This is a genomic window from Pseudomonas sp. C32 (genome assembly GCF_030417915.1).
Lineage (GTDB): Bacteria > Pseudomonadota > Gammaproteobacteria > Pseudomonadales > Pseudomonadaceae > Aquipseudomonas.
This window is the reverse complement of record NZ_JAUHUK010000007.1, coordinates 157023-173062: the sequence shown is the minus strand read 5'-3', so window position 1 is coordinate 173062 and position 16040 is coordinate 157023. Positions and strand designations below refer to the sequence as shown.

Sequence of the window (16040 nt, the reverse complement as noted above, 5' to 3'; positions counted from 1 at the left end):
CGAAGGTGTGCCGTTCCACCCTTGCTGCCCGGGTTAAATGAGCTTAGATGCAAGGACAGATAAAAAAGTTGAAGCAACAAAATGTCATAAACCGACCCTTCGTCGAATAATCCTTCCCGACAACGGGAGGCATTCTCACCGAAGGATTAACTCAATCATCTAACGCAGGGCCGATCATACCGGGGTTTGACGAATAAAAATGGCACAAACATCGTGTTACTTAGTGCCATACCACATTAACGGTTACGTCCTTATGACAAAACGATCATTCCCTCGATGTGACGCATTGGTTAGAACTCAACTCAGGTTGGCGCCGCAATGACGCCAACACCTTGGCTCGTCACGCCGGCAACGAGCCCCAACGGCAGAGTTTTTCTGCCTGACCTCGATAGAGGTCGACGCGATACATACAGTCAACAAGTGAGGGCAACACCCTATGAGAAGACTTAAGCGTGATCCGTTGGAAAGAGCATTTTTGCGCGGATATCAATATGGCGTTGGTGGCAAATCCCGTGAGCTTTGCCCATTTACTCTACCGTCGGTACGTCAAGCCTGGATTAACGGCTGGCGAGAAGGACGCGGCGACAACTGGGACGGTATGACCGGCACTGCGGGAATCCACAGACTCAACGAACTTCACGCCGTCGGCTAATTACAGGGCACAACACTCCGACACGACAATCTGATTTGTACTGAATTAACCACGCACGTCCCATCCGGACGGCGGGCTCCGGCCCAGGGGCTCCTTTAAAGGAGCCCTTTTTTATGCCTGCCAGAAACCCAATTCTGCCGAAGGCTGCGCCTACCAGGGGTCAGCGGAGTGCCGCGATGGCGTCGACAGACTCGCGAATCAGCGCCGGGCCTTTGTAGATGAAGCCTGAGTAGATCTGCACCAGGCTCGCACCCGCAGTAATTTTCTCTGCCGCATGTTTGCCTTCGGTAATCCCGCCCGCCGCAATAATCGGCAGGCGACCACCCAGTTCCGATGCCAGCACGCTCACCGTGTGGGTGCTCTTGTCGCGAACCGGTGCGCCGGACAGACCGCCCGCCTCGTCACCGTGCTCCATACCTTCGACGCCCACGCGGCTCAGGGTGGTGTTGGTGGCAATGACCGCGTCCATACCGGTTTCGATCAGCGCTTGTGCAACCTGCGCGGTTTCTTCGTCGGTCATGTCCGGTGCGATCTTGATCGCCAGCGGCACATGCTTGCCATGACGCAGCGCCAGTTCCGCCCGGCGCTCGGCGAGATCGGCCAGCAACTGCTTGAGCGAATCGCCGAACTGCAGGCTGCGCAGGCCCGGGGTATTCGGCGAACTGACGTTGACCGTCACATAGCTGGCATGCGCGTAAACCTTGTCCAGGCAAATCAGGTAGTCATCGACCGCACGCTCTACCGGTGTATCGAAGTTCTTGCCGATGTTGATGCCCAGCACGCCCTTGTACTTGGCCGCAGCCACGCGAGCCAGCAGGTGATCGACGCCGAGGTTGTTGAACCCCATGCGATTGATGATCGCCTCGGCTTCCGGCAGACGGAACAGGCGTGGTTTCGGGTTGCCCGGCTGCGGACGCGGGGTGATGGTGCCGATTTCGACAAAGCCGAAACCCAGCTGAGCAAAACCGTCGATGGCCGCGCCGTTCTTGTCCAGACCGGCGGCCAGACCCACCGGGTTCGGGAAGTCCAGGCCCATGACATTCACCGGCACCTTCGCCGGCGCCTTGCACAGCAAGCCGTTGAGCCCCAGACGCCCGCCTGCGCCGATCAAGTCCAGGGACAGATCGTGGGAGGTTTCCGGGGAAAGTTTGAACAACAGCTGACGGGCCAGGGTGTACATGGGCGGGTTGACTCGATTGGCGGCGAAATGAGGAGGCGATTATAGCCGGGCATGTGGGTCGCAAGCGAGGCGCGCAGTGAAATCAGACGGGGATGGCATATGCCTTGCACCGGTTCAGCCATCAGCACGCATGCCGACGGCGGAATGCGTGCAAGGACAATGGCGTCGTCACCCGGCCTTATCAGTAGAGGCTGGGGACGACGCTTTTTTTGAAGGTGCGAAATCGATGAACGAACCATCAGCCGACCCTCTGGCCTGGGTCAATGGCAGCGACGCCCCGGAAAAGACTGAAATCAATCTCGGCTTCATGGCCCTCAGCGATTGCGCCTCGGTCGTGGTCGCCGCCACTCAGGGCTTTGCTCAACCCTACGGCCTGACCCTGAACCTCAAGCGCCAGTCGTCGTGGGCCAATCTTCGGGACAAGCTGGTCAGCGGCGAACTGGATGCCGCCCACAGCCTGTACGGTTTGATCTACGCCGTGCACCTGGGCATCGGCGGTATCGCAGCGACCGACATGGCAGTGCTGATGGGCCTGAACCAGAACGGTCAGAGCATCAACCTTTCCCATGGCTTGCAGGCGCTGGGCGTGACCGGTCCTGAGGCACTGGAACGGCATGTGCACCAAACTCGCCCAAAACTGACCTTCGCGCAGACCTTTCCCACCGGCACCCATGCCATGTGGTTGTATTACTGGCTCGCCAGTCAGGGGATTCATCCGTTACAGGACGTCGACAGCGTCGTGGTGCCACCGCCGCAAATGGTCGCGCACCTGCAGGCCGGGCGCATCGATGGCTTTTGCGTCGGCGAACCTTGGTCCGCCGCTGCCGTTCAACAGGGGCTGGGCTTTACCCTGGCGACGACGCAGACCCTCTGGCCCGATCATCCGGAAAAAGTCCTCGGCTGCACCCGCGCGTTTGTCGAGCAATACCCCAACACCGCCCGGGCATTGGTGATGGCGATTTTGCAAGCCAGCCGCTTTATCGAAGACAGCACCGAGAACCGCCGCAGTACCGCGCAGTTGTTGAGCGCGCCGCAGTATCTCGACACGCCGGTGGACTGCATCGAACCGCGATTGCTCGGCGACTACACCGACGGACAGGGTAATCAGTGGCAAGACCCGCACGCGCTGCGTTTCCATGGCAAGGGGCTGGTCAATGTGCCATACCTGTCCGATGGCATGTGGTTCATGACCCAGTTCCGTCGCTGGGGTTTGTTGCGGGACGACCCGGACTACCTGGCAGTCGCCCGTCAGGTCCAGCAACTGGATTTGTACCGGGACGCTGCCACCGCGGTCGATGTCGCGTACCCGGACAAGGAAATGCGCAGCAGCCAGTTGATCGACGGCAAGGTCTGGGACGGTTCAGACCCGGCCGGCTATGCCCGTAGCTTCAAGCTGCACGCCATGAGCGATCACTCGCCCCTTCTCGCCAGCCGCTGACAGGAGACTGCGAACATGTTGCGAATCCTGCTGATCAACGACACCGCGAAGAAAGTTGGACGCCTGAAAGCGGCCCTCACCGAAGCCGGGTTTGAGGTCATCGATGAATCGGGCCTGACCATCGACCTGCCCGAGCGCGTCGAAACGGTGCGCCCGGACGTGATTTTGATCGATACCGAGTCACCGAGCCGCGATGTCATGGAACAAGTGGTGCTGGTCAGCCGCGACCAGCCACGACCGATCGTGATGTTTACCGACGAACACGACCCGGTCGTGATGCGCCAGGCGATCAAGTCCGGGGTCAGTGCCTACATCGTCGAAGGCATTCACGCACAACGCCTGCAGCCGATTCTCGACGTCGCCATGGCGCGCTTTGAAAGCGATCAGGCCCTGCGTGCGCAATTGAATGCCCGCGACCAGCAACTGGCCGAACGCAAGCGCATCGAGCTGGCCAAGGGGCTGCTGATGAAGCTGAAAGACTGCAACGAGGAAGAGGCCTACACCCTGATGCGCCGCCAGGCCATGAGCCGTCAGCAGAAGCTGATCCAGGTGGCGGAGCAGATTATTGCCATGAGCGAGTTGCTGGGTTGACCCAAAAAGATCGCAGCGCCACAAAAATCCGCATGTGGCACAAATCTGGCTAAGTAATCACCACAGGTAACCAACGGCGGTTGCCCAATCTACGACAAAGACGTCGCTCACCTCGTTTGCCTCAAGGCGAATCAGGTGGCGGCGTTTTTTTGTTTTGGCTCCCGTTCGAGACTCCTATCAGCTGAGGTGCGCGATGAATTCAAGCTTCTGGAAATCCGGCCATACCCCGACCCTGTTCGCGGCCTTCCTCTATTTCGACCTGAGCTTCATGGTTTGGTACCTGCTGGGCCCCTTGGCGGTGCAGATCGCCGCCGACCTGCACCTGACCACCCAACAACGCGGGCTGGTGGTGGCCACGCCGATCCTGGCCGGGGCCGTGCTGCGTTTTGTCATGGGCATGCTGGCTGATCGCCTGTCGCCGAAAACTGCCGGCCTGATTGGCCAGGTGATCGTCATCTGTGCACTGTTCGGTGCCTGGAAACTAGGCATTCACAGCTACGAGCAAGCGCTGCTGCTGGGGTTGTTCCTCGGCATGGCTGGCGCGTCGTTCGCCGTGGCCCTGCCACTGGCATCGCAATGGTATCCGCCGCAGCACCAAGGCAAAGCCATGGGCATCGCCGGTGCAGGCAATTCGGGCACCGTGCTCGCTGCATTGATTGCGCCGGTACTGGCTGCCGCATTCGGTTGGAGCAACGTATTCGGTTTCGCCGTGATCCCGCTGATTTTGACCCTGATCGTGTTCGCCTGGATGGCCAAGAACGCGCCCGAGCGGCCAAAAGCCAAGTCGATGGCTGACTACTTCAAGGCGCTGGGTGACCGCGACAGTTGGTGGTTCATGTTTTTCTACAGCGTGACCTTCGGCGGCTTCATCGGCCTGGCCAGCGCCCTGCCCGGCTACTTCAACGACCAATATGGCTTGAGCCCGGTCACCGCCGGTTACTACACCGCTGCCTGCGTGTTCGGCGGCAGCTTGATGCGTCCTTTGGGCGGCGCCCTGGCCGACCGATTCGGTGGCATTCGCACCCTGCTCGTAATGTACACCGTGGCAGCGATCTGCATCGCCGCCGTCGGTTTCAACCTGCCTAGCTCCTACGCAGCGCTCGCCCTTTTCGTCTGCACCATGCTCGGTTTGGGTGCAGGAAACGGGGCGGTGTTTCAGTTGGTACCGCAGCGTTTTCGCCGCGAGATCGGCGTGATGACGGGTTTGATCGGCATGGCCGGCGGCATCGGTGGCTTCGCGTTGGCGGCAGGCATGGGCGCCATCAAGCAAAGCACCGGCAGCTATCAGATGGCGTTGTGGTTGTTCGCCAGCCTTGGCGTCCTCGCCTGGTTTGGCCTGCACGGTGTGAAGCGACGCTGGAGAACCACTTGGGGTTCGGCCGCCGTGACCGCTGCTCGGGTCTGAGGCATTCATGAGCCTGCAACTGAGTTTCGCCGAAGCCAGCGCCATCGGCCCGCGCGATGAAAATCAGGACGCCCTGCGCCTGGTCACGCCGGCCGCTGAGCTGGCGGCCAGCAAAGGCTACCTGTTCGCCATCGCCGACGGCGTCAGCCAATGCGCCGATGGCGGTCTCGCGGCTCGCTCGACCTTGCAGGCCCTGGCGCTGGACTACTACGCCACGCCAGAGACCTGGGGCGTCGCCCAGGCGCTGGATCGGCTGTTACTGGCTCAGAACCGCTGGTTGCAGGCCAATGGCGGCGGGCAACCGCTTCTGACCACCGTTAGCGCTCTGGTGCTGCGCGGTCGGCGTTTTACCCTGGCCCACGTCGGCGATTGCCGGGTCTATCGCTGGCACGCCGACCAGTTGCAGCGAATCAGCGAGGATCACGTCTGGGACCAGCCGGGCATGCAACATGTGCTGAAACGGGCGCTGGGGCTGGATCAGCATTTGGTGCTGGATTTCCTCGACGGTGAACTGCGCGTCGATGAGAGCTTCGTGCTGCTCAGTGACGGCATCTGGGCGGTCCTGGGCGACACCGCGATTGCCGCCATCCTGCGCGATCAACCGGATTTGCCCAGCGCCGCGCAAACCCTGGTCAGCGCCGCCCATTTGGCTGGCAGCCAGGACAACGCCAGCGCTCTTTTGGTGCGGGTCGATGCTTTGGGTGAAACCAACATCGGTGATGCTTTGATCCACTTGCAGCAATGGCCGTTGCCTGCGGCGTTAAAACCAAGGCAGGAATTCGAAGGCTGGCACGTCGAGGGGATCCTCGCCCAAAGCCAACAATCACTGCTCTATCGGGTGCGCGACGCTCACCAACAGGCTTGGATATTGAAAACCTTGCCAGGTCGCCTGCACGACGATCCTCAGGCTGCGCAAGCCTTGCTGTCGGAGGAGTGGTTTCTCAAGCGCGTGGCCGGACGGCATTTCCCCGAGGTCCATGCCGCTGGCCAGCGTCAACATTTGTACTACGTGATGCGCGAATACCCGGGAACGACGCTCGCCCAGCTTCACGACAGCACCGGCCCGCTGCCATTGGCTCAATGGCACGACTTGGCCGAACGCCTGTTGAGAGCGGTCGGGATGTTGCATCGCCGGCAAATCCTGCATCGCGATATCAAACCGGAAAACCTCCTGCTGGGTGATGACGGCGAACTGCGCCTGCTGGATTTCGGTCTCGCCTACTGTCCCGGGCTCTCCGAAGATCAGCTCGCGACCTTGCCGGGCACACCGAGCTACATCGCGCCTGAAGCTTTTCGCGCACAGCCACCGACAGCGCAACAGGATCTGTATTCCGTCGGTGTGACCTTGTACTTCCTGCTCACCGGGCATTACCCCTACGGTGAAGTCGAAGCGTTCCAGCGCCCCCGTTTTGGCGTGCCCGTCAACGCCGGCCGCTATCGTCCGGACCTGCCGGAATGGGTCGCACAGAGCCTGGAGCGCGCAGTGGCCGTAGACCCCGGTCATCGCTTTGAAACGGCAGAAGAGTGGTTACTGCTGATGGAGCAAGGAGAGCGCCGCAGCCTGAGTGTGCGACCCAGGCCACTGCTTGAACGCGAACCGATAAAGGTTTGGCGGACATTGGCGTTGGTGTCGTTGTTGGCCAATTTAACCCTGCTGTATTGGGTGCTCCATGGCTGAGTTTCTTTCGATTGTGTATTTGAAAACCGATTGCCGTCATCCCGTGAGGAAAACACTATGAGCGCGAAAGTCTGGCTGGTGGGTGCGGGTCCTGGCGATCCGGAATTGTTGACCCTCAAGGCTGTACGGGCATTGAGGGAAGCCGATGTCGTGCTGATCGATGATTTGGTCAACGAGGCCGTGCTGGAGCATTGCGCGACGGCGCGGATTATTCCCGTGGGCAAACGGGGTGGCTGTCGTTCGACACCGCAGGCGTTCATTCATCGCCTGATGTTGCGTTATGCCCGCCACGGCAAATGTGTGGTTCGGCTCAAGGGCGGCGACCCGTGCATTTTTGGCCGGGGTGGAGAGGAAGCGCAGTGGCTGCGCGAGCGCGGGGTGGAAGTCGAACTGGTCAATGGCATCACCGCAGGGCTGGCCGGTGCGACGCAATGCGACATCCCGCTGACCCTGCGAGGCGTGGCGCGAGGCGTGACGCTGGTCACCGCCCACACTCAGGATGGCAGCTGTTTGAACTGGCAGGCGCTCGCTCAAAGCGGCACAACCTTGGTGATTTACATGGGCGTGGCAAAACTGAGCGAAATCCGCGAACAACTGCTCAAAGGAGGAATGGCGATGGACATGCCGGTAGCGATGATTGAAAACGCCTCCCTGCCCCATCAGCGCGAATGCCGGAGCAATCTGACATCAATGGAAGAAGACGCCTACATCTTTGAGCTTAAGAGCCCGGCTATTCTTGTGATCGGTGCGGTGGCGGCGGCCTGCGCAGAAGCAGGCATCCCCGAAGAAGTCCTGTCGATGGAAACATGCGTTATAGATCAGCGTGCCTGATTAGCCGATTACTGCATTAAATCGCAGGCAAAGAAAAGCCCGGCCTAAGCCGGGCTTTTCTCAGAGCTGCGAGCTAATTACTTAGCTTCAGCTTCAACCTGCGCTTCTACGCGACGGTTTACAGCACGGCCAGCGTCAGTAGCGTTGTCAGCAACTGGGCGGGATTCGCCGTAGCCAACAGACTGAACGCGGGACGATTCAACACCGTACTCGGTGGTCAGAACTTGCTTAACGGCGTTTGCACGACGCTCAGACAGTTTCTGGTTGTAAGCGTCAGGACCGACGGAGTCAGTGTGACCTTCAACAGTAGTGCTGGTGGATGGGTACTGCTTCATGAAGTCAGCCAGGTTCTTGATGTCGCCGTAGCTGTCTTGCTTAACAACAGCTTTGTCGAAGTCGAACTTGACGTCCAGCTCAACACGAACAACTTCAGCAACTGCCGGGCAGCCATCAGCGTCAACAGTTACGTTGGCTGCGGTGTCTGGGCACTTGTCAACGTTGTCGCAAACGCCATCGTTGTCGCTGTCGGAGCAGACTTCAGCTGGTACTGGAGCTGGAGCTGGCTTGGAGCCGCCACCGAAGTTCACACCGATACCGACGCTAGGAGCCCACTCGGTGTTGCCCTGGTCGATGTTGTACTGAGCTTCAACGCCAGCACGGGCGTAGAAGTTGTCAGTGAAGTACAGCTTGGCACCGCCACCAACGTTGGCGAAGGTCGAACGGTCACGGCTGTTCGAACCGAACTGGTCGATGCTCTGGTCGGAGAAACCGGCCGAGACGTATGGACGCAGCATGTCACCTGGGTTATTGAAGTGGTACAGAGCGTCCAGAGCGGTGTTCGCGCCCTTTACGTTCTGGCCGTCTTTGGTAACGGCGTTGTGAACTTCGTCGTAGGCCAGACGCAGTTCAACGTCGTCAGTCAGGAAGTAACCGATCGAACCGCCCGGATTTACGCCGTCGTTCTTGAAGTTACGGTCGGTATCGAAATACTGTTTCTTTGCGTAGCCTTCGATTTCAACTGCGCCTTGGCCCTGTGCCAGAGCGCCGAACGAAGTGGCGGCAATAAGAGAACCAATGGCAAAGCCCAAGGTGTTTTTCAGTTTCATCCGTTAAATCCCCATCTGGTGATTGTGAAGCAGTCCCGCAAACCGGGGGACAACTCGGCGACAAGTCTAACAGAACTTGCCTAAGCGTAAGAGATATTTGCGCCGAACTAAGTTTCAGCAATGCCTGCAAATTTCTCACGCAATTTATCTAGAGCGCGTTTGTACCGCATTTTTGTTGCACTCAAACCCATGTGCATTATGTCTGCGATTTCCTGAAACTCCAGCTCTGCGACAAATCGTAGCACCAAAATTTCACGGTCAATCGGGTTCACATACACCAGCCAGCGATCGAGCCCGCCCTTTTCCTCAGGTTTCGGCGTCTTTTCTTCGGACGCTTCCTCGAGGGGGTCAAGACTCAAAGCGTCCATCAAGCGACGCTTTCGCCGTTCCTTTCGATACTGTGTGATGCATTCGTTGTACGTGATGCTATATAGCCATGTCTTGAACTTCGATTTGCCTTCGAAGTTCTTCAGGCCATACAGCACCTTCAACATGACCTCCTGACAGACATCATCTGCGTCGCGATCGTTCCCAAGGTATCGTGCACACACGTTAAATAATGTTCGCTGGTAACGCCGCATCAGCTCTTCATAGGCGCGCGTTACGTGAAACAGCTCGGTATGCGAGCGCGCGACCAACTCCTCATCAGAGAGCTCGCGGGGGTCGTAGCGCATGGATAGCGATTGGGCTTTATTCAAAACAAGTCGGGCCGACAGTCAGGTCAATGTCCGCCGCAACCAGCGTCAGCTGGAATTTTGCGGCGGCATACATTAGCAGGGTTTGCCGGATTAGCGGCTACTCACATGCTGCTCGAGAAGGATCCGATTGGAAAGAGAGACTAGCTCACCTTCATCGGTCAGCAATGTGGTTTTAACCGTGCCGATCTCTTCGATCTGCCCTTCGACCTCGCCCACTCGCACTTGTTGCCCAACCTGATACAGCTCACGCACATAGATTCCAGCGAGAATCTGACCGGCAATTTCCCGGCTTCCCAACCCCATTGCCAGCGCAACCGCCAGACCAACGGTAATCAATACGATTACGATCACATGGTTCAGCAGGTCAGTCTTGACCTCCAACTGACTGATCGCAACCGAAATACTGATGATAATCACCAAGCCCTGGGCAATTCGCCCAAGTCCTGAAGCGTAGTCCAGTCCTACGCCTTCTGCCGCACCGCGCACCAGCCCATTGGCCAATTGCGCCAGCAAAACACCCACCAGCAACACCAGCGCGGCACCGAACACCTTCGGCAAATACAACGCCAACATATCCAGCGTAGCTGAAACTCGCTCAAGTCCAAGAGATTCTGCGGCAGAAACCAGAAAAATCAGCAGAACGAACCAATAAACGATCTTGCCGATCAAGGTCGAGATCGGTACTTGAAGTCCGGCACGGGAAAGCAATTTAGTCAGACCGGTGCCGCCCATCAGGCGATCAAGGCCCAGTTTGGCGAGCAACTTGGACAGCAAGGTGTCCAGCAATTTAGCGACGACAAAACCCAACAGCAGCACAACCAGTGCGCCGAACAGGTTCGGAATGAAGTTCGCAACCTTGGTCCACAACGCAGTCATTGCAGTGACGAGGCTCTGAGTCCAGAGATCAAGTTCCATGTTCAATCAGCCTTATCAGCAGTGCGAGCGGTAGGTTTACGATGACGGGAAACCGGTGAAACGTGGGCCGATCCGTTGTTCAGGGCGATCATCAGCGCAGGCAACCAGCGGCCCAGGAGGCTGAACAAATCACCGGCGCCGACCTGACGGTTGGCGGTTTTCAGCACACGGCCAAGGCACGCATCGTCGTCCCGGGTGGACGGTGATGCCTTGAGCATGTCGCGCAAAGACTGTTCAAACGGATCGTGCATACGCACCTCTCGTGATGTCTGTGAAAGACGCGGCCAAATTTGCTCGGGTCACATGCTTCATTTTCAAACCCAGCGCAAACGTCGGAACAACCACCACTGCCCGAGTGCTACCGAGAGCATCAGCGTGCACGCGACAAGGAAGCCATAGGGGCTTTCGGAAAACGGAATACCCCCGACGTTGATCCCCAGCAGCCCCGTCAAAAAACTCATCGGCAAAAATATCCCGGTGATGATCCCGAAGCGGTACATCGTGCGGCTCATGCGCACGCTCAAACGCCGGTCTTCAGCCTCAAGGACCAGCCCCACCCGCTCCCGGGTCAATTCCAGCTCCTCAAGATAACGGGTCAGGCTGTTGTTCAATTCGTTCCAGTAATCGCCGTCATCCTCGACAAACCAGGGCAGTTTGATTCGCGTGAGCTGACCGAAAATATCCCGCTGCGGCGCCAGAAAACGCTTCAACGCGGCAGCCCGGCGACGGATCTGTAAAACCGCTCCGTGCTCGGGAGTATACCGCTCGTCGGCATCGATCTTTTCTTCTTCTGCATCGACCACTTCCGAGAGGTCGCTGACCAGATCCTGCACCTTGTTGGTGAGGTATTGCGCCATACACAGGATGAGTTCGGAGGCGGTTTTCGGCCCCTTGCCCTCTTCCAGCTGTACCAGCAACTCTTCAGTGGCGCGCAGGGGACGTAGACGCAGGGAAATGACGCGCCGGGCCGAACCGAAGATCCGCACCGAGACCATGTCTTCAGGCTCGGCGCCAGGATTGAGGTTAACCCCGCGTAAAAAGAGCAGCAGTTCGCTGTCCGAAAGCTGCAAAAGTCGCGGACGGGTGTTTTCTTCAAGCAACAGGTCGCAGTTGAACTCGCTTAAACCGCTGGATTGACGCAACCACGTCCGGGTTTGCGGATGACTGCGATCCCAATGCAGCCACAGGCTTTCATGGGGCTGCATCTGCAAGTCATCGAGTTCCGTCCGGGCTATCGAACGCGCGCCGCCTCTACCGTCCAGCACGAGGGCATGCACCAGCCCCCATTGCGCGTTTTCTTCCTCGAACATCCGCATTCCTTTAGTCAATCGGCGCTTTATTCAGGCATTTTCAGCGGGCTTGGCGAGATGATCACGCCGTTGTTATCCGCGTAGATGTATTGACCCGGATGGAAGGTCACGCCGGCAAAGGTCACGGCCACGTTGAGATCACCGATACCGCGTTTGTCGGTCTTCATCGGGTGACTGGCCAGTGCCTGAACCCCCAGATCGGTTTGCGCGATGACATCGACATCACGGATGCAGCCGTAGATCACCAGCCCTTCCCAACCGTTTTTGGCGGCTTTCTCGGCCAACATGTCGCCCAACAGCGCGCGACGCAGCGAACCGCCGCCATCGACCACCAGGACTTTGCCATTACCTTTGAGTTCGACTTGCTCCTTGACCAGCGAGTTGTCTTCGAAACACTTGATGGTCACGATTTCGCCGCCGAAAGAATCACGGCCACCGAAATTGCTGAACATCGGTTCCAGCACCTGCACCAGCTCCGGGTAGGCGTCGCACAGGTCAGGCGTGAGGTAATGGTTCATCGAGAAACTCCTGTAGAGAGAAACAGCACGAACATCACGGGTGAATCAGTCATCGAAAATGACCAGAACAGCTCAATGCGTCATATCTTAGCCGCAAGCCGATCAGAGCGAAATGCCCTTGTTAGAGCATCAGGCTCAGATTGCCGTGGCCAAATCCTGTTGAGCGCCCGGCAATGGTGCCTGCGGATCCGCCAACCAGCGAGCGACCAAGGGCCAGACTTCCGCCTGAGCAGCCTTGCTGACGAGCATTTCAACGTGACCGAAATTGTCGGTAAAGCCCTGCTCACGTCCCAGGTTGATGAATTGCTTGTGCTCGGAGCCGATTTGCTCGAACAACTTGCGGCACGCCCAGGCCGGGTCCTGATGGTCACCTGCGGCACTGACGGCCAGTACGGGTAATTTGACCTCGGCCAATCCCGCCCACCAGTCCTTGTCAGCGTCGCCAAAGCGTCCGAACAGGCCAAACCAGCGCATGCTTTCCAGGGCCAGGCCGATGGGCTCGTCCTCCGGGCCGCGCTTGAGACGTGAACCGGACAATTGTGCAAAACGCTTGAGCAGGAAGCGGCCACTCCACTCCACTGGCGGGATTTTCAACGGCCAGTAAGTACGGCTGACTTGCGTCCCAAAAAACGCCGCAGAGGCAACCACCGGCTCACCGATGTACTCGCCACCCAGTGCAGCCGCCAGCGTAATGCCGCCCAGTGAATGGCCGATCCAGTGGGGAGTCTGCCCGCTCTGTTCGCGCACAAACGCGCCTATGGCCGGAAGATCGTAGCGGGCATAGTCGGCGACGCCGTTCTTGCGGTAGTTCTGGTTACGCTGGGACAAGCCGTGACCGCGCATTTCCGGGACCCATACATCGAATCCCTGGCGGGCCAGATGAGCGCCAAGCCCAAGGCCTTTGGGCGAAAACCAGAAGCGTCGATTGGAAAAACTGCCGTGCAACAGGATCACCGGCACGCCACGGGTGGCCGGTTCATCGGCCATGCCAAGGCGGGTCACAGCCAGTTCGACCGTGTAGTCGGGGCTGTTACCGGGTTTCAAGCGGTATACGTCTTCGCTCAGATCACCGCGCCGTTCGGCGCTGATCAAGGCGACAGGAAATAGGTTGCTGCTGCTTTGCATAATCTCTTGCACAAAAAAGGGCGGCATCCAGAGGAGCCCGCCCTACTTCAATCTCAAAAGACCGCCCCTGCAGGAGCGAACTTGCTCGCGATGGATGCCAACGATAACGCGTCTATCCTGGATAAACGGGGTGTCGTGACGTCCATCGCGAGCAGGCTCGCTCCTACAGGGAGAGCGGCCCGTTCACACTAGATCAGGCCGTAGCTTGACCTTCCGCCAGGAAGAACCAAGTTTCCAGTACGGAATCGGGGTTCAACGAAACGCTTTCGATGCCCTGTTCCATCAGCCACTTGGCCAGGTCTGGGTGGTCCGAAGGGCCCTGACCGCAAATGCCGATGTACTTGCCGGCCTTGTTGCACGCGGCAATGGCGTTCGCCAGCAGCTTCTTGACCGCCGGGTTACGCTCGTCGAACAGGTGCGCGATGATGCCGGAGTCACGGTCCAGGCCCAGGGTGAGTTGGGTCAGGTCGTTGGAGCCGATGGAGAAACCGTCGAAGAACTCGAGGAATTCTTCAGCCAGAATGGCGTTGGACGGCAGTTCGCACATCATGATGACGCGCAGTCCGTTTTCGCCACGGGCCAGGCCGTTTTCGGCCAACAGGTCGACCACCTGGCTCGCTTCGCCCAAAGTACGGACGAACGGCACCATGATTTCGACGTTGGTCAAGCCCATCTCGTTGCGCACACGCTTGAGCGCACGGCATTCGAGTTCGAAGCAGTCACGGAACGCTTCGCTGATGTAACGCGAAGCGCCACGGAAGCCCAGCATCGGGTTTTCTTCTTCCGGCTCGTACAGCTTGCCGCCGATCAGGTTGGCGTATTCGTTGGACTTGAAGTCCGACAGACGCACGATGACCTTTTTCGGCCAGAACGCAGCGGCCAGGGTGCTGATGCCTTCAACCAGTTTCTCGACGTAGAAACCGACTGGATCGTCGTAACCGGCGATGCGCTTGTCGACGCTTTCCTTGATGTCCAGCGGCAGACCGTCGTAGTTCAGCAGAGCTTTAGGGTGCACGCCGATCATGCGGTTGATGATGAACTCCAGACGGGCCAGGCCCACACCGGCGTTCGGCAGCTGCGCGAAGTCGAAGGCGCGGTCCGGGTTGCCGACGTTCATCATGATCTTGAACGGCAGATCAGGCATGGCGTCCACGGAGTTCTTCTTGATGTCGAAACCCAGTTCGCCTTCGAAGATGAAACCGGTGTCGCCTTCAGCGCAGGAAACGGTCACGCCCTGGCCGTTTTTCAACAGCTGGGTGGCGTTGCCGCAACCGACCACGGCCGGGATGCCCAGCTCACGGGCGATGATCGCCGCGTGGCAGGTACGGCCGCCACGGTTGGTGACAATCGCGCTGGCGCGCTTCATGACCGGTTCCCAGTCCGGGTCGGTCATGTCGGAAACCAGTACGTCGCCTGGCTGGACCTTGTCCATCTCGGACACGTCTTTGATGATGCGAACCTTGCCGGCGCCGATGCGCTGGCCGATGGCACGACCTTCCACCAGCACGGTGCCGGTCTCTTTCAACAGGTAACGTTCCATGACGTTGGCCTGGGTGCGGCTTTTCACGGTTTCCGGACGGGCCTGCACGATGTACAGCTTGCCGTCGTCACCGTCCTTGGCCCACTCGATGTCCATCGGGCACTTGTAGTGCTTCTCGATGATCATCGCCTGCTTGGCCAGTTCGCTGACTTCGGCGTCGCTCAGGCAGAAACGTGCGCGCTCGGCTTTGTCCACGTCGACGGTCTTCACCGAACGACCGGCCTTGGCTTCGTCGCCGTAGATCATCTTGATGGCTTTGCTGCCCAGGTTGCGGCGCAGGATCGCAGGACGACCGGCAGCCAGCGTACCTTTGTGGACATAGAATTCATCCGGGTTCACCGCGCCTTGTACGACGGTTTCACCCAGGCCGTAGGCGCCGGTGATGAACACCACGTCACGGAAGCCCGACTCGGTATCGAGGGTGAACATCACGCCGGCAGTGCCGGTTTCGGAGCGGACCATGCGCTGTACGCCAGCCGACAGGGCGACCAGCTTGTGGTCGAAGCCCTGGTGCACGCGATAGGAAATGGCGCGGTCGTTGAACAGCGAAGCGAACACCTCTTTGGCGGCGCGAATAACGTTTTCGACACCACGGATGTTCAGGAAGGTTTCCTGCTGACCGGCGAAGGAAGCGTCCGGCAAGTCTTCGGCGGTAGCGGAAGAACGCACGGCCACGGCCACGTCAGGGTTGCCGGCGGACAGCGCGGCGAACGCGGTACGGATTTCAGCATTCAGTTTTTCAGGAAACTCGGCTTCCATGATCCATTGACGAATCTGGGCGCCGGTTTTGGCCAGGGCATTCACGTCTTCGACGTCGAGGGCATCAAGGGCGTCGTGAATCTGCTGATTCAGACCGCTCAGTTCCAGGAAATCACGATACGCCTGAGCGGTCGTGGCGAAGCCACCGGGCACCGATACACCGGCACCTGCCAGGTTGCTGATCATCTCGCCCAGGGATGCGTTCTTGCCCCCCACGTGCTCAACGTCGTCTTTGCCGAGCTTGTCGAGGGAAACTACGTACTCTACCAAGGTGATCTCTCCACTAACTGTGTT

At 58.9% G+C, this 16040-nt stretch carries 15 protein-coding genes; 6 read left to right on the top strand and 9 right to left on the bottom strand.

Annotated features, from left to right (window positions below; genetic code table 11):
- Nucleotides 1-436 precede the first annotated feature (436 nt).
- Nucleotides 437-652, top strand: coding sequence for a ribosome modulation factor (locus QYH43_RS10480; RefSeq protein ID WP_003223300.1), 216 nt, complete (start codon nt 437-439; stop codon nt 650-652).
- A gap of 160 nt (nt 653-812) precedes the next feature.
- Here the strand turns inward: QYH43_RS10480 and QYH43_RS10475 are convergent, their stop codons facing one another.
- Nucleotides 813-1832, bottom strand: a complete 1020-nt coding sequence (locus tag QYH43_RS10475; protein WP_095059390.1) for a quinone-dependent dihydroorotate dehydrogenase — start codon at nt 1830-1832, stop codon at nt 813-815.
- A 226-nt stretch (nt 1833-2058) separates the two neighbouring features.
- Here QYH43_RS10475 and QYH43_RS10470 point away from each other — a divergent pair, with 226 nt between their 5' ends.
- From QYH43_RS10470 to cobA, 5 genes are all read left to right on the top strand, one after another.
- A complete protein-coding gene (locus QYH43_RS10470) occupies nt 2059-3270 on the top strand; it encodes a CmpA/NrtA family ABC transporter substrate-binding protein (RefSeq protein WP_301157020.1) in 1212 nt (403 codons plus the stop codon).
- 15 nt (nt 3271-3285) lie between these two features.
- Entirely contained in the window at nt 3286-3861 is a 576-nt protein-coding gene (locus QYH43_RS10465) for an ANTAR domain-containing response regulator (protein ID WP_095059388.1), read from the top strand.
- A gap of 193 nt (nt 3862-4054) precedes the next feature.
- Nucleotides 4055-5266 (top strand): NarK/NasA family nitrate transporter, encoded by a 1212-nt coding sequence (locus QYH43_RS10460; protein ID WP_095059387.1) that lies wholly within the window; start codon nt 4055-4057, stop codon nt 5264-5266.
- A 7-nt stretch (nt 5267-5273) separates the two neighbouring features.
- Nucleotides 5274-6944: a bifunctional protein-serine/threonine kinase/phosphatase gene (locus QYH43_RS10455; RefSeq protein WP_095059386.1), complete on the top strand. Its 1671-nt coding sequence runs from the start codon at nt 5274-5276 to the stop codon at nt 6942-6944.
- Between the two features lie 57 nt (nt 6945-7001).
- Nucleotides 7002-7775: a uroporphyrinogen-III C-methyltransferase gene (cobA, locus tag QYH43_RS10450; protein WP_301157019.1), complete on the top strand. Its 774-nt coding sequence runs from the start codon at nt 7002-7004 to the stop codon at nt 7773-7775.
- A gap of 77 nt (nt 7776-7852) precedes the next feature.
- Here cobA and QYH43_RS10445 read toward each other — a convergent pair whose 3' ends face one another.
- From QYH43_RS10445 to ppsA, 8 genes are all read right to left on the bottom strand, one after another.
- Complete coding sequence (locus tag QYH43_RS10445; RefSeq protein WP_095059384.1) at nt 7853-8881, bottom strand: OmpA family protein; 1029 nt, start codon at nt 8879-8881, stop codon at nt 7853-7855.
- Nucleotides 8882-8988: 107 nt separating this feature from the next.
- On the bottom strand, nt 8989-9579 hold the full coding sequence (gene sigX / locus QYH43_RS10440) for an RNA polymerase sigma factor SigX (protein WP_015096065.1): 591 nt from the start codon (nt 9577-9579) through the stop codon (nt 8989-8991).
- A gap of 90 nt (nt 9580-9669) precedes the next feature.
- Nucleotides 9670-10494 (bottom strand): mechanosensitive ion channel domain-containing protein, encoded by an 825-nt coding sequence (locus tag QYH43_RS10435; RefSeq protein WP_008048604.1) that lies wholly within the window; start codon nt 10492-10494, stop codon nt 9670-9672.
- A 2-nt stretch (nt 10495-10496) separates the two neighbouring features.
- The gene (locus tag QYH43_RS10430) at nt 10497-10745 is read right to left on the bottom strand and encodes a hypothetical protein (protein ID WP_064678886.1); all 249 of its coding nucleotides are present in this window, start codon (nt 10743-10745) and stop codon (nt 10497-10499) included.
- Between the two features lie 63 nt (nt 10746-10808).
- Nucleotides 10809-11804, bottom strand: a complete 996-nt coding sequence (locus QYH43_RS10425; protein WP_095059383.1) for a zinc transporter ZntB — start codon at nt 11802-11804, stop codon at nt 10809-10811.
- A 26-nt stretch (nt 11805-11830) separates the two neighbouring features.
- A complete protein-coding gene (gene rraA / locus QYH43_RS10420) occupies nt 11831-12322 on the bottom strand; it encodes a ribonuclease E activity regulator RraA (RefSeq protein WP_053157411.1) in 492 nt (163 codons plus the stop codon).
- Between the two features lie 135 nt (nt 12323-12457).
- Nucleotides 12458-13447, bottom strand: coding sequence for an alpha/beta fold hydrolase (locus QYH43_RS10415; RefSeq protein WP_095059382.1), 990 nt, complete (start codon nt 13445-13447; stop codon nt 12458-12460).
- A gap of 193 nt (nt 13448-13640) precedes the next feature.
- Nucleotides 13641-15962, bottom strand: coding sequence for a phosphoenolpyruvate synthase (gene ppsA / locus QYH43_RS10410; RefSeq protein WP_367316891.1), 2322 nt, complete (start codon nt 15960-15962; stop codon nt 13641-13643).
- Nucleotides 15963-16040 lie beyond the last annotated feature (78 nt).